The 19,140-nt window shown below is 52.4% G+C and carries 17 protein-coding genes; 13 read left to right on the plus strand and 4 right to left on the minus strand.

The window, feature by feature from the left end:
• Window positions 1-445 precede the first annotated feature (445 nt).
• From Q5Y71_RS06100 to rpoS, 13 genes are all read left to right on the plus strand, one after another.
• Window positions 446-2,212, plus strand: coding sequence for a cellulase family glycosylhydrolase (locus Q5Y71_RS06100; protein ID WP_306040929.1), 1,767 nt, complete (start codon window positions 446-448; stop codon window positions 2,210-2,212).
• A gap of 320 nt (window positions 2,213-2,532) precedes the next feature.
• Window positions 2,533-3,843 (plus strand): tRNA lysidine(34) synthetase TilS, encoded by a 1,311-nt coding sequence (gene tilS, locus Q5Y71_RS06105; RefSeq protein WP_306040931.1) that lies wholly within the window; start codon window positions 2,533-2,535, stop codon window positions 3,841-3,843.
• Between the two features lie 125 nt (window positions 3,844-3,968).
• Window positions 3,969-5,603 carry a CTP synthase gene (locus Q5Y71_RS06110; RefSeq protein WP_306040932.1) on the plus strand — a complete coding sequence of 545 codons (1,635 nt, stop codon included), beginning with the start codon at window positions 3,969-3,971 and terminating at the stop codon, window positions 5,601-5,603.
• A gap of 61 nt (window positions 5,604-5,664) precedes the next feature.
• The gene (gene kdsA, locus Q5Y71_RS06115; protein WP_306040934.1) at window positions 5,665-6,510 is read left to right on the plus strand and encodes a 3-deoxy-8-phosphooctulonate synthase; all 846 of its coding nucleotides are present in this window, start codon (window positions 5,665-5,667) and stop codon (window positions 6,508-6,510) included.
• Between the two features lie 212 nt (window positions 6,511-6,722).
• Window positions 6,723-8,009, plus strand: a complete 1,287-nt coding sequence (gene eno, locus Q5Y71_RS06120) for a phosphopyruvate hydratase (protein WP_306040936.1) — start codon at window positions 6,723-6,725, stop codon at window positions 8,007-8,009.
• A gap of 251 nt (window positions 8,010-8,260) precedes the next feature.
• Window positions 8,261-8,548, plus strand: a complete 288-nt coding sequence (locus Q5Y71_RS06125) for a septum formation initiator family protein (protein ID WP_306040938.1) — start codon at window positions 8,261-8,263, stop codon at window positions 8,546-8,548.
• Complete coding sequence (ispD, locus tag Q5Y71_RS06130; RefSeq protein ID WP_306040939.1) at window positions 8,545-9,264, plus strand: 2-C-methyl-D-erythritol 4-phosphate cytidylyltransferase; 720 nt, start codon at window positions 8,545-8,547, stop codon at window positions 9,262-9,264. The genes Q5Y71_RS06125 and ispD overlap by 4 nt, the downstream gene beginning before the upstream one ends.
• Entirely contained in the window at window positions 9,264-9,749 is a 486-nt protein-coding gene (gene ispF, locus Q5Y71_RS06135; RefSeq protein WP_306040940.1) for a 2-C-methyl-D-erythritol 2,4-cyclodiphosphate synthase, read from the plus strand. The genes ispD and ispF overlap by 1 nt, the downstream gene beginning before the upstream one ends.
• Window positions 9,742-10,704: a tRNA pseudouridine(13) synthase TruD gene (gene truD, locus Q5Y71_RS06140; protein ID WP_306040941.1), complete on the plus strand. Its 963-nt coding sequence runs from the start codon at window positions 9,742-9,744 to the stop codon at window positions 10,702-10,704. The genes ispF and truD overlap by 8 nt, the downstream gene beginning before the upstream one ends.
• A 53-nt stretch (window positions 10,705-10,757) precedes the next feature.
• Window positions 10,758-11,429: a protein-L-isoaspartate(D-aspartate) O-methyltransferase gene (locus Q5Y71_RS06145; RefSeq protein WP_306040942.1), complete on the plus strand. Its 672-nt coding sequence runs from the start codon at window positions 10,758-10,760 to the stop codon at window positions 11,427-11,429.
• The gene (locus Q5Y71_RS06150) at window positions 11,426-12,388 is read left to right on the plus strand and encodes a DUF368 domain-containing protein (RefSeq protein ID WP_306040943.1); all 963 of its coding nucleotides are present in this window, start codon (window positions 11,426-11,428) and stop codon (window positions 12,386-12,388) included. The genes Q5Y71_RS06145 and Q5Y71_RS06150 overlap by 4 nt, the downstream gene beginning before the upstream one ends.
• Before the next feature lie 185 nt (window positions 12,389-12,573).
• Window positions 12,574-13,347, plus strand: coding sequence for a peptidoglycan DD-metalloendopeptidase family protein (locus Q5Y71_RS06155; protein WP_371877002.1), 774 nt, complete (start codon window positions 12,574-12,576; stop codon window positions 13,345-13,347).
• Window positions 13,348-13,549: 202 nt separating this feature from the next.
• Complete coding sequence (gene rpoS / locus Q5Y71_RS06160; protein ID WP_306040945.1) at window positions 13,550-14,596, plus strand: RNA polymerase sigma factor RpoS; 1,047 nt, start codon at window positions 13,550-13,552, stop codon at window positions 14,594-14,596.
• Between the two features lie 79 nt (window positions 14,597-14,675).
• On the opposite strand, the gene Q5Y71_RS06165 is transcribed toward rpoS, so the two are convergent.
• From Q5Y71_RS06165 to Q5Y71_RS06180, 4 genes are all read right to left on the minus strand, one after another.
• Window positions 14,676-15,002 carry a YdbL family protein gene (locus Q5Y71_RS06165; RefSeq protein ID WP_306040946.1) on the minus strand — a complete coding sequence of 109 codons (327 nt, stop codon included), beginning with the start codon at window positions 15,000-15,002 and terminating at the stop codon, window positions 14,676-14,678.
• Window positions 15,003-15,013: 11 nt separating this feature from the next.
• Window positions 15,014-15,208 carry a YnbE family lipoprotein gene (locus tag Q5Y71_RS06170; RefSeq protein ID WP_306040947.1) on the minus strand — a complete coding sequence of 65 codons (195 nt, stop codon included), beginning with the start codon at window positions 15,206-15,208 and terminating at the stop codon, window positions 15,014-15,016.
• A gap of 203 nt (window positions 15,209-15,411) precedes the next feature.
• The gene (locus Q5Y71_RS06175; protein ID WP_306040948.1) at window positions 15,412-18,405 is read right to left on the minus strand and encodes a YdbH domain-containing protein; all 2,994 of its coding nucleotides are present in this window, start codon (window positions 18,403-18,405) and stop codon (window positions 15,412-15,414) included.
• 526 nt (window positions 18,406-18,931) lie between these two features.
• Window positions 18,932-19,114: a hypothetical protein gene (locus Q5Y71_RS06180; RefSeq protein WP_306040949.1), complete on the minus strand. Its 183-nt coding sequence runs from the start codon at window positions 19,112-19,114 to the stop codon at window positions 18,932-18,934.
• Window positions 19,115-19,140: the final 26 nt, after the last annotated feature.

Raw genomic sequence — 19,140 nt, forward strand, 5'->3', positions numbered from 1 at the left:
GCTCACAATCTGTCTGGGCAAGCCTCGTTGTTTCTATCTCAACTGGTGGTTGCACTACAGTAGATTGTTTGGTGTCAAAATCAATTGTATTGGCAACCCGATCCATCCCCATCTTACTTTGTCAGTACCACTTGCCTTGAGTATCTTTTGATACAACTGACACAGTGTTCGGGGGGCGCTGTCCGTATCGCCCCGGGAAAGAACCACTCTAGCGGATTTTTATTGCTCAAAGCCAGTGTGGTATCAATGATAGATTCGCGGTGTAGCGGGCTCTGGGACGCAGGTACAGTCAAGGAAATCGCACATTCCTATCCGTAGAAATATCCTTTGGGCATAGCAACTGCGCATCGCAAGATGTGATGGTACAAGAATAATTAGCAAAGGATTAAAAGTGATGAGAAAGCAAAGCACAAACAAATGTACTCCCTGCTCGGGGCGTGCCTTTTTGGCGCTTCTGGCAGGCTGGTGGCTGCTGCACTCCACCGGTGTATTCGCAGTAGAACCCCTGAGTGTCAGTGGGAATCGGATCTTGATCGATGGCCAACCGGGCAGTCTTGCAGGCAATAGCTACTTCTGGAGCAATAATGGTTGGGGTGGAGAGAAATACTACAATGCGAGTACCGTTAGTTGGTTGAAATCGGATTGGAAGTCAACACTGGTGCGGGCTGCAATGGGGGTCGAAGACGGGGGCGGATATTTTGAAGACCCGGCCGGTAATGAGGCCAAGGTGCGAGTGGTAGTGGATGCGGCCATAGCCAATGATATGTACGTCATTATTGATTGGCACTCCCACTATGCTCATACCCATGACTGGAGCCAGGCGATCAATTTTTTTAAGCGTATGGCGTCCGATTACGGTCATACAAACAATGTGATTTATGAGATTTACAATGAGCCGAAACAGGTTTCCTGGAGTAGTGACGTCAAGCCTTATGCCGAGTCGGTGATCAGTGCCATACGTGCTATCGATCCAGATAATCTGATTATTGTCGGAACACCCACCTGGTCTCAGGATGTCGACCAGGCTTCTTATGATCCCATTCGGGGCTATGCCAATATCGCCTATACCTTGCATTTTTATGCCGGTACGCATGGCCAATATTTGAGAGACAAAGCGCAAACCGCACTCAACAACGGTATCGCGCTATTTGCCACTGAATGGGGAACTGTGAACGCAGACGGCAATGGGGGGGTGAATCATGGTGAAACTGATCGTTGGATGGATTTTCTCAAATCCAATAATATCAGTCATGCAAACTGGTCGATCAACGACAAAAATGAGGGGGCCTCTGCTCTCTGGCCCGGGGCGAATGCGAATGGCGGTTGGCCTGACTCCAGTTTGACCGAATCTGGGAATAAAGTGCGTCAGATTATTCGATCCTGGGTAGGAAATACACCTCCAAACCCATCCGACTGCGACACAGTCACTTTGCCCGCAAGAATTGAAGCAGAGCATTTCTGTGAAATGTCCGGTGTTCAAATTGAGAGCACTTCGGATACGGGCGGTGGCAGTAATGTCGGTTATCTCGATACTGGCGACTGGATGAGCTACAAAATCACTGTGCCCAGCAGGGGTGACTATACGGTGTCCTATCGGGTGGCTGCGTTGGGTAGCGGCGGCGTATTGCAGTTGGAGAAACGTGGCGGTTCACCGGTATATAGTCAACTGGATATCCCCAATACCGGTGACTGGCAGAGCTGGACCACGATTCAACAGACTGTTCAGCTGGATGCCGGAGAGCAGGAGATAGCCATTGCGGTCCTGGGTCCCGCTTGGAATCTCAATTGGCTGGATATTCAGAGTAGTGACAACAACCCTGACCCGCCTGATGAGGGCATCGTGATCGAAGCCGAGAACCACACGTATATGAGTGGTGTACAGACTGAGTCCACCAGTGATGTGGGGGGAGGGCAGAACGTCGGTTGGATTGATGCCGGGGACTGGATGGCTTACCACGATATTGATATCCCTTCGAGCGGGAACTATACGGTAGAGTTCCGTGTGGCGGCCCTGGATGGTGGCGCCCTCAGTTTTGAACGTGCCGGGGGAAACCCCGTTTATGGCACTTTAGCAATACCCGATACGGATGGTTGGCAAAACTGGACAACGATCTCCATGACCGTTTACCTGGAAGCCGGAAGGCAGAACTTTGGAATCGGTGTGCCCCGGGGGGGATGGAACCTGAACTGGATACGATTCACCAGGCTCTAGCAGGTTGTGAAAAAGGTCTTTCGTGGCCTTAGCCTGCTCGAAGGGTGCAAAGAGGGATTCACCCCTAGGCTTTTTGTCGGCTGAGTGAATGGGGTAGGTACAGGTCTTGTTGCAATGTATTGAGAGCCCGGTAACTTCATCCAGTTATCGGGTTTTCCAATGCGGCAGTCGAAAGAGCAGAGGTCATACCGGATTGCTTGCCGGGTAAATTACGATTTCTTCCCGAGCCCACCTGCCTTTTCTGGAGGACACCCTCCCTTTCCGCCCAGGTCGCACATTTGGGTATACTGTGGCGAGGTAAATTGCGGGCTTGCCATCCAGTGACATTCACCACCCCAAAGCGGCTTCAGACACTCCTGCAGGTGGCATTGCAGCGCCACCCTGTGCCAGGCCAACTCTGGGTCGGGTTCTCCGGTGGCCTGGATTCCACAGTCCTCCTGCACCTGCTCGCCAGTTGCCAAATTCCGGTGCGGGCGCTGCATGTGCACCATGGCTTGAGTGCGAATGCGGACCGCTGGTTGTCCCATTGTCAGGAGTTTGCCTGTCACCTGTCAGTACCCTTTACCGCTGTGCAGATACATGTGGCTACAGGAAAGGGAGGCTTGGAGCAGCGGGCCCGCAGGGCGAGGTATCGGGCGTTTGCCCAGGTGATGTCAGAGGGTGATCAGATCCTGCTCGGCCATCACGGGGATGATCAGGCAGAGACTTTTTTGCTGCGCCTGATGCGCGGTGCTGGGGTACTGGGGTTGGCCGGTATTGCGGAATCGCGCTTCCTGGGTGAGGGCAGGTCCCTGTTGAGGCCCCTGCTGGGAGCTAGCCGTGTCGAGCTGGCGGCCTGGGCTGGGGACCATGGGCTTACCTGGATCGATGATGAGAGCAACGCCGATGAGTCCCTCGATCGCAATTACCTGCGCCACAGTGTATTGCCGTTGCTTTCCGCACGTTGGCCGGCCAGACAACGGGTCATGCGTGCAGTGGAAAATCTGCGGGAGTCCGCCGAATTGCTGCAGGCGTTGGCACTTGCAGATCTGCATGGCTGTGGATTCCGCCGGGAGCGCTTTGGGGAGAGCCTGGCCCTGGAGAGGTTCACCGGTCTAAGTTTGGCCCGGCGCAAGAACTTGTTGCGCTACTGGAGTTTGCAGCAGGGCGGTAAGGCGCCGGAGTGGGCCCCTTTACAGCAGGCTCTGGAACAACTGGGCGCGGCGGCAGCGGATGCCCGGATTGCGGTGCAGCTGGGCGGCAGAGTAGTGAGGCGCTATCAGGGGCGTTTGTATCTGACCCCTGAGTTGGCGCGTTACCTGGTGAAAGAGGGTGGGGAGCAAAGGTGCTGGGATGGCATCTCCGAGTTGCCTCTGCCGGGAGGAGGGATGCTGGCACCCTCACCGGGCTGGCCAGGTTCACAGTATCGGGTGCGCTATCGCCGTGGGGGTGAGCGGGCACAGCCATCGGATCGGGTACATTCCCAGACCCTGAAGAAGTTATTACAGGAGCGGGCCCTGGAGCCCTGGCTGAGAGACAGGGTGCCACTGGTATATCGTGCGGGGGAGCTGGTGGCCGTCGGCGACCTGTTTACCTGCGATGTGGCGGGCCTCGCCCAGACGCCGCCACCCAGATGGTGGTTTTCCGATTGAGTGGAAAAGGGTTTTCTGCTAGTCTGGCCCCCCGTCTCAAAGGCACCGGAACGCGCTGGATTAACCGCCCGGGCCTGCCCTGAAAGCTCGACTTTCATCGAGCACCCAACTGATCAAGGTTTTGCATGACGCGCTATATTTTTGTAACTGGTGGCGTGGTTTCCTCATTGGGAAAAGGTATCGCCTCCGCCTCTCTGGCCGCCATTCTCGAGGCCCGTGGGCTCAAGGTGACCATCCTGAAGCTGGACCCCTATATCAACGTGGATCCGGGCACCATGAGCCCCTTTCAGCACGGGGAGGTCTATGTCACAGAAGATGGTGCGGAGACGGATCTTGACCTTGGTCACTACGAACGCTTTATTCGCACACGGATGTCCATGCGCAACAACTTCACAACTGGCCGGGTTTACGAAACCGTACTGCGCAAGGAGCGCCGCGGGGACTACCTAGGCGGTACCGTACAGGTGATTCCCCATATTACTGACGAAATCAAACGCCGTGTACTGGAAGGCGGCCTTGATATGGATGTGGCCATCGTTGAGATCGGGGGTACCGTTGGCGATATTGAATCCCAGCCGTTCCTGGAGTCTGTGCGTCAGTTGCGCGTTGAGATGGGAGTAAACCGCGCATTACTGATTCATCTGAGTTATGTACCCTTTATCACCACAGCTGGAGAAACCAAAACCAAGCCGACACAGCATTCTGTCAAAGAGCTGCGCTCCATTGGTCTGCAACCGGACATACTGCTGTGTCGCTCTGAGTGCGAGATCCACAAAGATGCCCGCCGCAAGATCGCATTGTTTACTAATGTAGAGGAGCGCGCGGTTGTCCCTCTGCCCGATGCCAAAACCATCTACGGTGTTCCGCGCCTGCTGCACAGCCATAGTCTCGACGATATCGTGGTGGAAAAACTGCAATTGCAATGCCGGGCCCCGGATCTGTCCGAGTGGGATCGGGTGGTGGATGGCAAGCTCAATCCCAATAAAGAAATCAGAATTGCCATGGTTGGCAAGTATATGGAGCTGCTGGATGCCTACAAGTCGCTGATTGAATCCCTCACCCATGCAGGTATCAAACACCGCTGTAAAGTGGATATTGATTTTATCAATGCGGAAGAGGTTGAAGGGACCGAAGGCATTGACCTGATCTCCGGTGCCGATGCAATCCTGGTGCCCGGCGGTTTTGGTGAACGCGGCCTCGATGGCAAGCTGGAAGCGGTGCGTTACGCCCGTGAAAACGACATCCCCTACCTGGGTATCTGCCTTGGTTTGCAGTCTGTGGTAATTGAGTTTGCGCGCAATGTGCTCGGCCTAGAGGGTGCCAACAGTACGGAATTTGATACCAAGACGCCGCACCCGGTGATTGGTCTGATCACCGAGTGGATCGACAGCGAAGGCAATGTAGAGAAACGCGATGAGCAATCCGATCTCGGTGGTACCATGCGTCTGGGAGGGCAGGAGTGCCGCCTCGCAGAGGGCTCAAAGGCCCGTGAAATTTATGGTGCCAACGTGATTGTGGAGCGTCATCGCCACCGCTATGAAGTGAATAATAATTATGTCGACCGCCTGCAGCAGGCCGGTCTGAAGGTCGGCGGCTTTTCTGTGGATGACTCTCTGGTGGAAATGGTTGAACTGCCCAACCACCCCTGGTTTGTCGCCTGCCAATTTCACCCGGAATTCACCTCCACACCCCGCGATGGACACCCGCTGTTTGAGAGCTTCGTTGCCGCAGCCATGCATCAGCGGGAAAACCGGGGTTAAAATAAAAAATGCAATTTTGCCACTGGCTTAACAGTCAGGGGGAGAGAACAGGAAGCAGACCGTGAAAACCATTGAAGTCGGAAATATTCAGATTGCGAATGACAGGCCCTTTGTTCTGTTTGGCGGTATGAATGTACTGGAGTCCCGGGAGCTGGCCATGCAAGTGGCGGAACACTTCGTTAAAGTCACCCAAAAGCTGGGAATTGACTACGTTTTCAAAGCCTCTTTTGACAAGGCAAACCGTTCCTCGGTCGATGCCTACCGCGGGCCGGGCATGGAAGCGGGCTTGAGGATTTTCCAGGAAATCAAAGAGACCTTTAATATTCCCCTGATTACCGATATACACGAGCAGTTCCAGGCGGCACCTGTGGCAGAGGTTGTGGATATTATCCAGTTGCCCGCTTTTCTTGCCCGCCAGACCGATCTGGTAGCGGCCATGGCCGCTACCGGTGCGGTGATCAATGTAAAGAAGCCACAGTTTATGAGTCCGCCGCAGGTCAAAAATGTAGTGGATAAATTTGCCCAGTGTGGCAATGAAGACATTCTGTTATGCGAGCGTGGGACCTGCTTTGGCTACGACAATCTCGTGGTTGATATGCTAGGCTTTCGCACCATGATTGATGTTTCCGCAGGGGCCCCTGTGATCTTTGATGTGACGCACTCGCTGCAGATGCGCGACCCTTCTGGTGCCGCGTCCGGTGGACGCCGGGCGCAGGTTACAGAGCTGGGGCGCGCAGGCCTGGCGATTGGTATTGCCGGGTTGTTCCTCGAAGCGCATCCGCAACCGGACAAGGCCCTGTGCGATGGGCCCAGCGCACTGCCTTTGGACAAGCTGGAGCCTTTTCTTGCACAAATGAAGGCGGTAGATGATCTGATAAAAGGCTTTGCCGCACTGGATACAAAATAACAGTAAACCTCATTCTAGGAGAGCCTCTTTGCCGGGTGCAGTATACCTGTTCCAGTGGTGCTAACGCTGTGAACCAGCTGCCGATACTTCAACTGCGGAAAGATTGTCCGATGGGGTGCTGCTAGCCGGCGATTTTTCTCGCGCAACAGTTTGGATACCTCTTTTTCTTTCATGACCGATGTTTGAGTAAGTACCATATGGAGCCCGTTTTAATGAGCAAGATTGTCGCTGTTAAAGCCTACGAAGTGTTGGATTCCCGCGGTAACCCTACCGTTGAAGCTGATGTGATTTTGGAGGACGGGTCTATCGGTTCCGCTTGCGCCCCCTCCGGCGCATCCACCGGCTCCCGAGAGGCGCTCGAACTGCGCGATGGGGACGAGGCCCGCTACCTTGGTAAGGGCGTTCTGAAAGCTGTTGAGAATATTAATACCACCGTTGCCGACCTGCTTAAGGGTATGGATGCGGCAGATCAGCGTGCACTGGACAAAGCGATGATCGATGCCGATGGTACTGAAAACAAAGCCAGGCTGGGCGCCAACACCATCCTGGCCGTATCCCTGGCTGCGGCCAAAGCCGCGGCGGCGTCGAAAAAAATTCCGTTGTACCAGCATATTGCAGAAGTCAATGGCACTGCCGGTCAGTATTCCATGCCGGTCCCTATGATGAATATCCTCAATGGTGGAGAACACGCCGACAACAACGTGGATATTCAGGAATTTATGATCCAGCCGGTAAATGCCACGACTTTTGCCGAGGCCCTGCGCCAGGGGGCCGAGATTTTCCACAGTCTGAAAAAAGTGTTGTCGAGCAATAAGCTCAGCACTGCCGTCGGGGATGAGGGTGGCTTTGCCCCCAACCTGCCCTCCAACGAAGCGGCCCTGAAAGTGATTGCCGAGGCGGTGGAAAAGGCCGGTTACACCCTGGGTGAGGATATTGCCCTGGCGCTGGACTGCGCCTCCTCCGAATTTTACAAGGATGGCAAGTACAATCTGTCAGGTGAGGGCAAGCAGTACGACAGTGAAGGTTTTGCCAATTACCTGGCTGAGTTGTCTTCCAATTACCCGATCCTGTCCATCGAAGATGGTATGGATGAAAGCGATTGGAATGGCTGGAAAACACTGACCGATAAGATTGGTGGGAAAGTCCAGTTGGTGGGTGATGACCTGTTTGTGACCAATACCAGGATCCTCAGAGAAGGTATTGAAAGGGGGGTGGGCAATGCCATTTTGATCAAGTTCAACCAGATCGGCTCTCTGTCGGAAACGCTTGATGCGATCAAAATGGCCAAAGAGGCCGGATATACTGTAGTCATTTCCCACCGTTCCGGTGAGACTGAGGACACCACGATCGCAGATCTGGCTGTCGCCACTGCTGCAGGCCAGATCAAGACCGGCTCTCTGTGCCGCTCAGACCGCGTCGCCAAGTACAACCGTCTGCTGCGTATCGAAGCGGAGTTGAACGGGGCGGCGGCCTACCGCGGCCGGGCTGAATTCACCTGATGGTTCTTACTTGCTGCAAGAGCACAGTATGAGATACCTGCTGCAGTGCATAGTGACCAGGCCATCAAATCGGTCCTCGATGACTTTACTGACTGCCGCCCTTGAAATATGGGGGTAATTGCGCTGAGCTGTTTGTACTTTATGGACTTGCGGCGGCCTGTGGTTGGCGGCTCCGCCCCGGGTCCTATCCCCTGGCAGCCGGTTGTGTTGCCGGGTAAATCTCTTTATCAGCAAAACAATCCTAGTCTCGTATGAAATGGCTGCTGGCAATTCTCACCATCCTACTGCTTGCCACCCAATATCGGCTCTGGGTCGGTCCAGGCAGTCTCGCCGAAATCACGCGTCTCAAGCGTCAACTCGCCGTACAGCGAGAGAAAAATGCTGCTCTTGAGCAGGAAAACCGCCAATTGTTCAGGGAGGTGCGCAGTCTCAAAGTGGGTACCGACGGGATTGAGGCCAGGGCGCGCTATGATTTAGGGTTGATCAAGGAAGGGGAAACACTGTTTATCTTCCTGGAAACGCAAGAGACCGGGCAGTGATTAGGGATTACTGGGTTGTCGTGCCCGCCGCCGGCACCGGCAAACGCATGGGTGCCGACCGGCCAAAGCAGTATCTACCGCTTATGGGACGACCGCTGCTATCCCTGACGTTAGAGAATGTTTTAAGCTGGCCGGGGCTTGCGGGGATTGTCGTGGCCCTGTCGAAAGAGGATGGGTTTTTCCCCCACCTCAAAGAGGCCCAGAATCCCAGGGTACACACGGTGATTGGTGGTGCCGATCGGGCAGATTCTGTGCTGGCTGCACTGACGTATCTCATCGGGCGTGCGGTGGATGATACGCCGGTACTCGTCCATGATGCCGCTCGCCCCTGTGTTACACGGGGGGATATTGGTGCACTGCTCGATGAAGGCGTTTTGCCCATTGCCCTCTTGGCGCGCCCGGCTAGTGATACGGTGAAGCAGAGCCGGACTCTGGACGGGGCACCCTGCGCCGAACAGACGTTGGATCGGAAGCGGATCTGGCTCGCACAAACGCCGCAGCGTGCCCCTTTACACCTGCTGTATTCCTGCCTAAGTCGGGCCCTCAAACAAGGTAAAACGGTCACCGATGAGGCCAGCGCACTCGAAATGTATGGACATTCGCCCCAACTCGTGGCGGTGCAGGGCGATAATCTCAAAGTGACCCACCCCTCCGATCTCTTGGTGGCAGAGGCCATTTTGCGCCTGCGCTACGCCCCTACAGAGGATAAACAGTAGTGAGTTTTCGAATAGGCCAAGGCTTTGATGTACATGCCTTTGGTCCAGGTAATCATGTTGTCATCGGCGGAGTGAAAATTCCGTACGAGCGCGGTCTTGAGGCCCATTCAGACGGTGATGTACTTCTACATGCCCTGGCGGATGCACTGCTGGGTGCCCTGGCCCTGGGAGATATCGGCCACCATTTTCCTGAGATGGATGCCCGTTACGCCAACGTGGATAGCCGCAGGTTATTACGACAGGTTGTCACCCTGATCAATCACAAAGGGTATCGCCTGGTGAACGCCGACATTACTCTGATTGCCCAGGCGCCGAAGATGGCCCCCTATGTTGAAGCGATGCGCACTACTATCGCTGCAGATTGTGGTGTTGAACGCGGTGATATTAGTGTCAAGGCGACGACGACGGAGAGGCTGGGGTTTCCTGGGCGCGGCGAAGGCATCGCAGCCCAGGCCGTTGTGTTACTCGAGCACTCCCATGACTGAAGGCTGGAAACTGGATTGGCCGAGGGCGTTGGGTGCAGTGCATGTGAGCGCAGACTTTCGCACTCAGCCGGAAGACTTTGTTGTTGAAGAACTGGCGTTTCCGTCGCCCTCTGAAAATGGTGAGCATGTTTATCTGCAGATCAGAAAGCGCGGCGCAAACACGGCCTGGGTGGCAAAGCAGTTGGCGACTCTTTCCGGCGTAAACACCTCGGATGTGGGCTATTTCGGTTTGAAAGACCGGCATGGGTTAACTACCCAGTGGTTCAGTGTATGGCTGGGGAAAAAGCTCCAGCCGGACTGGTCGCGACTCAACGGCCCGGAGATCTCTGTGCTGAACACTTTTCGCGGCTCGCGCAAGTTGCGCCGGGGCGAGCACAGCGGAAACCGGTTCAAAATCCGCCTGCGCAGTATTCGCGGGAAGCGAGCTGCTGCCGAGCAGAGACTGGATAAAATTAGCGCCGGTGTGCCCAATTACTTTGGTGAGCAGCGCTTTGGTATCCATGGGAACAACCTGGATTTGGTCCGCCGTTTGGCCGAGGGTGGCGGTGGCTGTGGCAAAAGCAAAAAGGCCTTTGCCATGTCCGCAGCGCGCAGTTGGCTGTTTAATCAGGTCCTGGCAGAAAGGGTCGATGCGGGCAACTGGCGGGAGGTGCTCGATGGTGAGCCGGAAGCAAATCCCAGCGGCCCCCTTTGGGGGCGCGGGCGCAATCCGGTATCCCGTGTACAGGAAGAGTTGGAGCAGCGTGCTCTGCTCCCCTGGCAGCCCTGGTGCAACTGGTTAGAGCACTGCGGGCTCAGGCAGGAGCGCCGGGCCTTGGTACTACGCCCTGAGGCGTTTCACTATCAATGGGAAGAAGACAGTCTGGTGCTCGGGTTTTCCCTGACCCGAGGTGAATTTGCAACAGCGCTGTTGAGGGAAGTGGCCCAACTGGTCAATGTGAAATCAAGCACTTAAAATTTGGTACTGGAAGTGACAGGTGTTTTGCAGGGCATGGAAATAAACCGTATATGGATCATTTAAGACACGAAGGCCTGGGAATGACCTCCCAGCGCACCCGCAACCGTTTGATACAGAGGCTGCGGGAAGAGGGGATTAAAAACGAGCAGGTTCTGGAAGTGATGGCTTCGATCCCCCGGCATCTGTTCCTGGATGAAGCCCTGGCGATTCGCGCTTACGAGGATACGGCTCTGCCCATAGGCTACGGCCAGACCATCTCCCAACCTTATATTGTTGCCCGCATGACTGAGTTGCTGCTGGATCGGGCTAAGTCCCTTCGGCGCGTACTGGAAGTGGGCACCGGTTCGGGCTATCAAACAGCGATTCTCGCTGGCCTGGTCGAACAACTTTACTCCGTTGAGCGTGTCGAACCCCTGTTGGTAAAGGCACGCCGACGCCTGGCAGAGCTGGGTTTACGCAATGTTGAGTACAAACTCAGTAATGGGGGGTTTGGCTGGCCGGATAGGGGCCCCTACACTGCCATTCTTGCAGCGGCAGCACCGGCAATTGTTCCGGATGAGTTGAAACGGCAGTTGGCACCCAATGGTGTAATGGTTATCCCGGTGGGATCAGAGCAGCAGTATTTAACTCTGTTGGTCCGCCGCCAGGACAGCGATTTGTTTGATGTAGAAAAACTGGAAGCGGTGCGTTTTGTGCCGCTCCTTAGTGGTGTTGTTCGATGAATTTGGTTGAAATCGCCAAGAGCCGATATCCCGCAGTGGTGCTGCGTGGCATGGCAATGGGTGCGGCTGATGTTGTCCCCGGTGTTTCCGGCGGTACCATCGCTTTTATTACCGGTATTTACCGGGAGTTGCTGGACTCTTTGAGTCAAATTGGGCCGCGCTGTATTCCCTTGTTGAAGAATGAAGGGGTAGTGGCGCTGTGGAAATACATTAATGGCAGTTTTCTGCTATCTCTGTTTGCTGGCATTTTGATCAGTATTTTCAGTCTTGCGCGCCTGATCAGTGGCCTCCTCAGCGACTATCCAATTGTGGTCTGGTCTTTTTTTTTCGGCCTTGTACTGGCATCCTCTGTGCCTGTTTTACGCAAGATACCCAGATGGTCTCCATCGGTGTTTGTATTTCTACTGCTGGGAGCACTTTTGGCGGTTACGGTGAGTGAACTGCGTCCCGGTGATATCCCCGCGACTCCGCTGACCCTGTTTTTTTCCGGTGCCCTGGCTATTTGCGCCATGGTCCTGCCGGGTATTTCCGGTGCTTTCATTCTCTTGTTGATTGGGATCTACCCCAAGGTACTCACAGCGGTGCACGAACTGCAGATTACCAACTTATTCTGCTTTGCCGCTGGCGCAACCGTAGGTCTGATCTTGTTCAGTCGACTGCTCTCGTGGCTGATACACAAGTATGTTGCCAGAACACTGGCTTTTCTGGCTGGGATATTGCTGGGCAGTCTGAAAATTCTCTGGCCCTGGAAGTTGCCTATGGAGGGAGAAGTTGCGATGTCCAGTAAACTGGCCCCACTGCAGGCGAATACCTCCCCGGCCAAGTTTGTGGTGCAAAGCGGCGAAGAGGCCTATTTGGGGATGGCCGTCATCGTAGCGCTTGCCGCTATCCTGTTGGTACTTGCCGTGGACTTTTTTGCTGCAGCTCATAGAGGGAAATCCTGTGCCACACCGCAATAAGATCTCGGAAATCTCGGTATGGCAGCTTTTTAGGAGACTTTTACGGGGATTTTTACTGCTTTTCTTTAGACGCTTTTTCCATAAATGCCGCAGTCTGATTTAAAAAGAGAATAATGAAATGTCATCTTTTACAACATCCTCAACACCGTTCTTGGCGGGGCAATAGTTTTGGGCTTGGATACTTTTTGGTTAGGTTGTTAAAGATATTAGGCACAAGTGTGCTAATTTGGGGTTTGTTTTCCTGTGGCAGCCACAAGGCTCCCAGCAGTTCCCTGAAACAGCCCCCCGACATTCGCTTGAACTACCATACGGTGAGCCAGGGAGATACGCTGTATTCGATCGCCTGGCGCTACGGTAAGGATTTCCGACATCTGGCCGCACTCAACGGCATCGCCTCCCCCTATTATATCTACCCGGGCCAGCGCCTGAAGCTGAATGGAAAAGCCCCTGCCAGCACGGTTTCAGTGGCGCGTAAAAAGACTAAAAAAATGCCGAGCAGCAAGGTGGCTACCAAGAAGACTGCTTCAGCATCCAGTAAAAAATCTTTAACGCGAAGTAGCAAGCGCCATGCGAGCCAGGCCCGGCGGGCGGGCTCAATTCGCTGGCGTTGGCCCGCACGTGGAAAAGTGATCAGCCAATTCCGCTCCGGTGACCCCCTGCGCAAGGGAGTTGATATCACCGGAGAAAAGGGAGAATCTGTATTGGCAGCGGCCGATGGCACCGTTATCTACGCGGGAAACGCATTGAGAGGTTATGGAAAGCTGCTGATCGTGAAGCACAGTGACGAGTATCTGAGTGCTTATGCCCACAACCACCGGTTACTGGTGCGGGAGGGCAGTGCAGTCAAAGCGGGACAGCGGATAGCGGAATTGGGTTCAAGTGGTACCGACCGCAACAAGCTCCACTTTGAGATTCGCAGAAACGGTCAGCCAGTAGATCCTCTTGCCTATTTGCCGTAAGCCGAACGGATGTTCTGCGGCCCTGTAATAAAAATGGACTTTTTATTGATACCACTTGAGGTAGTTACTGTAATCGTGACCACCGCAGGGTCAGCTGATTCAGTGGCTGTCGCCACATGCCCTTAGGGACAGATTGGTGTTTGAGCAGTCTTTTTGGGTGTGTTTGGCGGCTGATATTGGCAAAGTACAAGGAGCAGGGGAAATGGAAGCACAGCGGCAAGACCAGTCAATGGCTGGCCAGACAGAAGACTTTCCTCCTGAGTTGGTTGAAAAAAATGATGAGCAACAACTGGATCGCAATAAAGGGATAGATACAGGCCGTACGCGGAAAAAAGCGGCAAAAAATACTGCCGCCGCCTCCTCGGAGAAGAGCCGGGTTCGCAGACTGAATGGTGATGGTCATTTGCAGAAGAATCTGGATGCCACCCAGCTCTACCTGGATGAAATTGGTTTCTCTCCTCTACTGACTGCTGAAGAGGAAGTCTATTACGCACGCAAGGCGTTGCGTGGAGATGCCGCGGCTAGAAAGCGGATGATTGAAAGCAATCTGCGCCTTGTGGTAAAGATTGCCCGCCGGTACGTCAGTCGTGGCTTGGCTCTGCTGGATTTGATTGAAGAGGGCAACCTGGGATTAATCCGCGCTGTAGAAAAGTTTGATCCGGAGCGCGGATTTCGCTTTTCCACGTATGCTACTTGGTGGATACGGCAGACTATTGAACGCGCGATAATGAATCAGACCCGGACAATCCGCCTACCTATTCATGTGGTCAAGGAATTAAATGTCTATCTGCGGGCATCTCGCGAGTTGGCTCAGAAACTGGATCACGAACCATCCGCAGAAGAGATTGCCAATTTGCTGGAGAAACCGGTAGAGGATGTCGAGCGGATGCTGGGGCTCAATGAGCGGGTTACCTCCGTGGATACGCCGATCGGACCCTCCTCTGAAAAGACCCTGGTGGATACCATTCCCGACCAGCAGGAGTCTGATCCGGCTGAGCTGTTGCAGGATAATGACCTGTTTGAAAGCATCAACCGCTGGCTTGGAGAGCTTCCCGAAAAACAATGTGAAGTGGTTTCACGTCGATTCGGATTACGTGGTTTTGAAGCAAGTACCCTCGAAGAAGTCGGGCGGGAAATCGGCCTCACCCGCGAACGAGTTCGCCAGATCCAGGTTGATGCACTCAAGCGCTTGCGCGAAGTGATGGAAAAGCAGGGGCTGGACGGGCAGTCCCTATTTGGAAACTTTTAAACCTGGCTCTTGAAATAAGCACCCCGCGAAGACGGTGTCTTCGCGGGGCTTTCAGTGAAGACACAGGGCCTGGATTTACCTACTTCTGTACCCATCGCCCGAGATTATCCTGGTAATACTCACCAGGGGAGAGACGCGCTTCCAGTTTCTCTGCTGCGCGTGCCGCTACCTGGGCGATATCGATGTTGTTGCGCTTGGCAATCTGGGCATAGGCGGCTTTGCGCTTTGTATTGACTTGTTTTACCAGTTTTTTCAGCTCCGGAGAACTGGTGTCCACGATTGCGATGTAACCGCTGTTAGACTCACCTACCAGCCCCTGACTCTTGGCCGCATCCAGAGAAATCGCCAGTGCCGGTAATGTGATTAGGATACCCAGAAACAGCAGGGTTTTTTTCACCATACTCATGTTTTTCCTCCTCAGAAAATGCCATCCTTACCTTCAAACAAGGTGTCGAGATCCCGGTCCACCTTGACCCGGATTTCGTGTTCAATCTTGACGTTTAGATTGACCGTAATCGGTTCAGTGGGCGCCTTAACAGCGACGGTTGGCGTGCACCCTGTAACAACCATAGCGTAAAGCAGTCCCACGGAAATCAGCTGTCTGGCTCTCATTTCAAACTCCTAGCAATGCCTGTCGGGCATCTATTGACTTGCGGCATCATCAGCGATTAGCGCAACTGATCGGCCAGGTTTAACGATCAGGTCGGGAGTGGCCATAGTTCTATGGTACAGACCCAATCTTAACCGGTTCTGAACTGGCAGGGGCTTACACCCTGAAGTGAATCCAGTACAGGAGAGCCTACTGTATAGGCGAGCTACTGGTCCAGCTGCTTTTCCAGAGCTTCTGCCACGTCCCGGCTGGCTTGCAGGGAATGCAACATGGCTGGAATGTTGTTCTCAAGGTTGAGATTGATAACCAGGTCCCTGTCAATATCCACTGAGTCACTGCGCCCTACTAGCTTGAGTTTCAACAGCAGTTCTCCGCTGGGAGAATACTCCATATTGCCTTCGAGTGTGTGGAAAAGATAGTCCTCCAGCGCGTTGGCAATCAGATTCAGTTGCGGGTTATCTGCCAGCATTTGTGGAGAAAAGGCACCGTAGTAGCGCAATTGACCACCGGGCGCCAGTGCCCTGACATGTCCCTTTTCCACCGTGATCCCATCGGGACCAGTGATCATCGGAATGGTCAGGTTGAGGCGACCTTTAGCCTCAAAGTGTTTGGATTCTGTTACGCGGGCCAGTTCTTCCAGAGAAATAGCTTGAGCATACAGCGTGCTCTGTCGCTTCACTTGAGACAGGTTCCATGTCAGTGCCTGCGAAGTCACCTTCCCGCCGAGAAACTCTGCAGCAAAATCTCTCAGAACGAGGTCCATATCTCTATCCAGAGATAGGAAAAAGCGGATTTTTTCCAGGGGAAGGCCCGCGTCCATGGATTGTATTGACAGTGATTGTGGCTCCCCTGTGACCCACTGTCCATTATCCTTTTCAAACAGCAACTTTGCGTCAATGCCTGTTGCGAAACTATCTGTATAAACAGTGGCTATATCAGACAACGTCAGTCGGAGAGCACTACCTTGTTGTTGGGGCCAGGAGAGTGTTCCGCTGGCTGATACTTGTCCTGAAACCACATCAATTGGTAGTCCCTTCACGGTTTGGCTTAGGGGCTGCATGGGGCTGAAAACAACTGGTGGTAGGGAAAAGAGAATATTGCCTTTTGCCTGTTTCAGATTATGCTGTAAGTGATGCTGTATTACCAGTGGACCAGAAACCAGCTTTCCTTTTCCCTCTAACGCATTACCGGTAAGAGCGACAAATCCAGACAGGCTGGCATCCAGAGCGTAATTTCCCGAGGCCGTTAAATGCAGGTTTTTGCTGTTATATGTGCCGCTAAAATCGGCCTTTCCGTCCTCGATCTGTAGCTTTAGACTACCGAAACTGACATCGCCTGAGAATGAGAGAGACTCATTGACAATTGCTGTGACGTTACTTTTCCCTTTTGTACTGTTACAACTGGAGGTATGTGCACGAAAGACACAGTGGATGTCTGGCACCCGGAGCTCACTATTCTTCAGATGCAGGCTTTTGTCTTTTATCTCTTTTGCAGTCACTGTGAACGCTTGTACTTGTAGCCAGTACTTGTCACCGGTTTTTTGGATGCGCACGTCGCTATCTGAAAATAGCTGTGTGATGGAGGTCCCGGAAATGGGATTGACAATCTCAGGAACCTCAGCCTCTATGCCAAAAGTACATTCGGCATTGTCATTAATATTGCAACGGATTTTCCGAAAATGGGCCAGAATTGAATTTCTGATTTTCTCTCCCCGCATTTTTACAGAAACGGTTCCTCCACTGACTACCAGGTGAATCCGACCAGATTGAGAGGTTGCTCCCGTGATTGTAAGGTTGTCCTCCACACCAACTTGTACCCGGCTTTTGTCAAAGCCAAATGGTTGTAATAGGGAGCCCGCTGTACTATTTTGCATATGGGCTGTAACATGCACTTGACTTTCAGGTGTCAGGGTGAGAGTGAAGCTGTCAAACACATTTTTTTCTGTAGAAGAGAGTTGATCCAGGGGCTGTAGGTTGATTTCTCCATAAAAGTTTAATGTTCCATTCTGATTTTTAATGGATGTGAGTGCTGGAATTTTATTCCAAATAGGAGAGTTGGCTAATATTTTCCCAGAGGCAAAATTAACTGACCCGTTAACGAGAACTCTGGAAATATTTGTTTGAATATGGGATTCAAACTCAGAGTCCAATAGAAAACTCCGCTCAGGGAGATTGCCCGATGGAAAGAGATTTAACCTGCCAGATCCAGTGATATACTCGGGAATTAACGGATCTAATCCACTCAATTTCATCTCAACAGGAGTTGTAGTCGATAGTTGGGCTTTCAGTACTGTATCGAGTAATTTACTGTGAAAAGATGCTGTCAGATTTTCACTCTCAAATGCTAAAGTGATATTTCGATAGCCTGAAATTGCAGTGATATTGTCGGGTATATCAGATGTCGTACGGATGGTAATAGCCCCGCTTGTGTGTATTTCTGGTGAAATCCCAGTTGTTGAACTTGTGGCGATATCTACAAATGGTGAGAGACTATCCATAGTTAGCACTGCATTTGTATCTAGAAGCCAGCCATTGTGTGTATTTTTTACAATAGTGACATCTACATATGAAACAGCCTTTCTTATATTGGAATCAAAACTGGCATTCAGTTGAACTTTTTCGGATGTAATATCGGCTTGTAAGGATAAATTGTATGCTTCAGGTTGAGAGGAGGTATAAGGTAGTTTTGCAGATATATGGCGATTATGACGTGTAATATCCAATGGGCCCATGAGATCATTGTTGCCGAGCACTATCTGGTTGATAAAAACTTTACCCGGCATAAAGTGGATAATAGATTGAAGGAGTTTGCTTAGATCTATGACTGGATAAGCATGCGCTTTATCTGCAGTGTTCTGAGTATTGATCGGCCCTGCCCATTCCCCCATATGTCGACTCAGTTTCCCTATTGAGATTTCTACCCTTTGACTGCTTTTGCGATTAAGAACAATATGGAAAGGGTGGCTGATGGTTACCTTATCCAGAATAATTGTTTTACCTCTGACAGGTTGCAATCGAATCTGTCTAGCTGAAATTTCACTGAAGCCCAATTCCAAACTGGAGATATTCTGGATAATTGCCTGTCCGTAAAGTAGATTGATTATCTGTGATATGGCCGGTTCCTTCTTGTACCAACTGCCAATGAGAAGGGTGATCAGAACCAATGTCAGTACAATAAAAAAAATACGTGATTTGCGCACACCAAACCTCTCGACATCGGGTTAAATCATAAGGTTGTATTATCACCCGTATTTTTTCAATCCGAAAAATATTGCAGGATCTGTTTGATTTTGGACCTATAAGAACATGAAAACAGAGGATGCAGCTTGTATATTAACCAATCATGTCATCCCGTGGCAGCATCAGATGCAGGGAGTGCCTGGAATGAGTTTAGATAAGCATATCAAATAGACCAGCTGCTGCTAACCGGTATTCTAGCTTTTTACCCCGTGTGGTAAGCCGCTGCCCTATAGAGAGTGAGGTGTCGGTCAGGGTGCGTTGCGAGTAGCTCTGGCTCTGGATTTTAGTGATGTTCACATGCCGTCAATGCTAATGCTGTAGACCCTGCTTAAGTCTTATTTTCGACACAAGAAATACACAAGAGGGCAAGCTTGACCGTACTCCCCAGAATGCTGAGGTACAACCTTCACTTCGAGCGTTGTATTTTTTCTCCTCTGGGTTACATTAGGGGATGCAAATCGATAGAAATTGACTATTGATTTGGCTTTATTCATTGTTAATTGGTTGGTGATATTCGTGCTGCAGGGTATACGTTTTATTTAGCGTACCTGAGTAAACGCCCTCCTGCTGGTTTGGCAATGATACTGAGGCTGGTGTTCCAATAATTGGAGCTCCAATAAAAAGCAGGATACCGATGAAAAGCAGCAAGGCGATGAGTTTGTTACCCATAAGAACACACCCCGTCACCAACAGGA

Origin of the sequence: Microbulbifer sp. 2205BS26-8 (assembly GCF_030731025.1) — a bacterium.
GTDB lineage: Bacteria > Pseudomonadota > Gammaproteobacteria > Pseudomonadales > Cellvibrionaceae > Microbulbifer > Microbulbifer spongiae.

What these genes read in the sequence shown, in the direction of transcription:
- Q5Y71_RS06110 (WP_306040932.1), top strand. Translation starts at nt 3,969, where the DNA reads ATGACGCGCTATATTTTTGTAACTGGTGGCGTGGTTTCCTCATTGGGA.
- eno (WP_306040936.1), top strand. Translation starts at nt 6,723, where the DNA reads ATGAGCAAGATTGTCGCTGTTAAAGCCTACGAAGTGTTGGATTCCCGC.
- Q5Y71_RS06125 (WP_306040938.1), top strand. Translation starts at nt 8,261, where the DNA reads ATGAAATGGCTGCTGGCAATTCTCACCATCCTACTGCTTGCCACCCAA.
- truD (WP_306040941.1), top strand. Translation starts at nt 9,742, where the DNA reads ATGACTGAAGGCTGGAAACTGGATTGGCCGAGGGCGTTGGGTGCAGTG.
- Q5Y71_RS06145 (WP_306040942.1), top strand. Translation starts at nt 10,758, where the DNA reads ATGGATCATTTAAGACACGAAGGCCTGGGAATGACCTCCCAGCGCACC.
- Q5Y71_RS06150 (WP_306040943.1), top strand. Translation starts at nt 11,426, where the DNA reads ATGAATTTGGTTGAAATCGCCAAGAGCCGATATCCCGCAGTGGTGCTG.
- rpoS (WP_306040945.1), top strand. Translation starts at nt 13,550, where the DNA reads ATGGAAGCACAGCGGCAAGACCAGTCAATGGCTGGCCAGACAGAAGAC.
- Q5Y71_RS06165 (WP_306040946.1), bottom strand. Translation starts at nt 15,002, where the DNA reads ATGAGTATGGTGAAAAAAACCCTGCTGTTTCTGGGTATCCTAATCACA.
- Q5Y71_RS06170 (WP_306040947.1), bottom strand. Translation starts at nt 15,208, where the DNA reads ATGAGAGCCAGACAGCTGATTTCCGTGGGACTGCTTTACGCTATGGTT.
- Q5Y71_RS06180 (WP_306040949.1), bottom strand. Translation starts at nt 19,114, where the DNA reads ATGGGTAACAAACTCATCGCCTTGCTGCTTTTCATCGGTATCCTGCTT.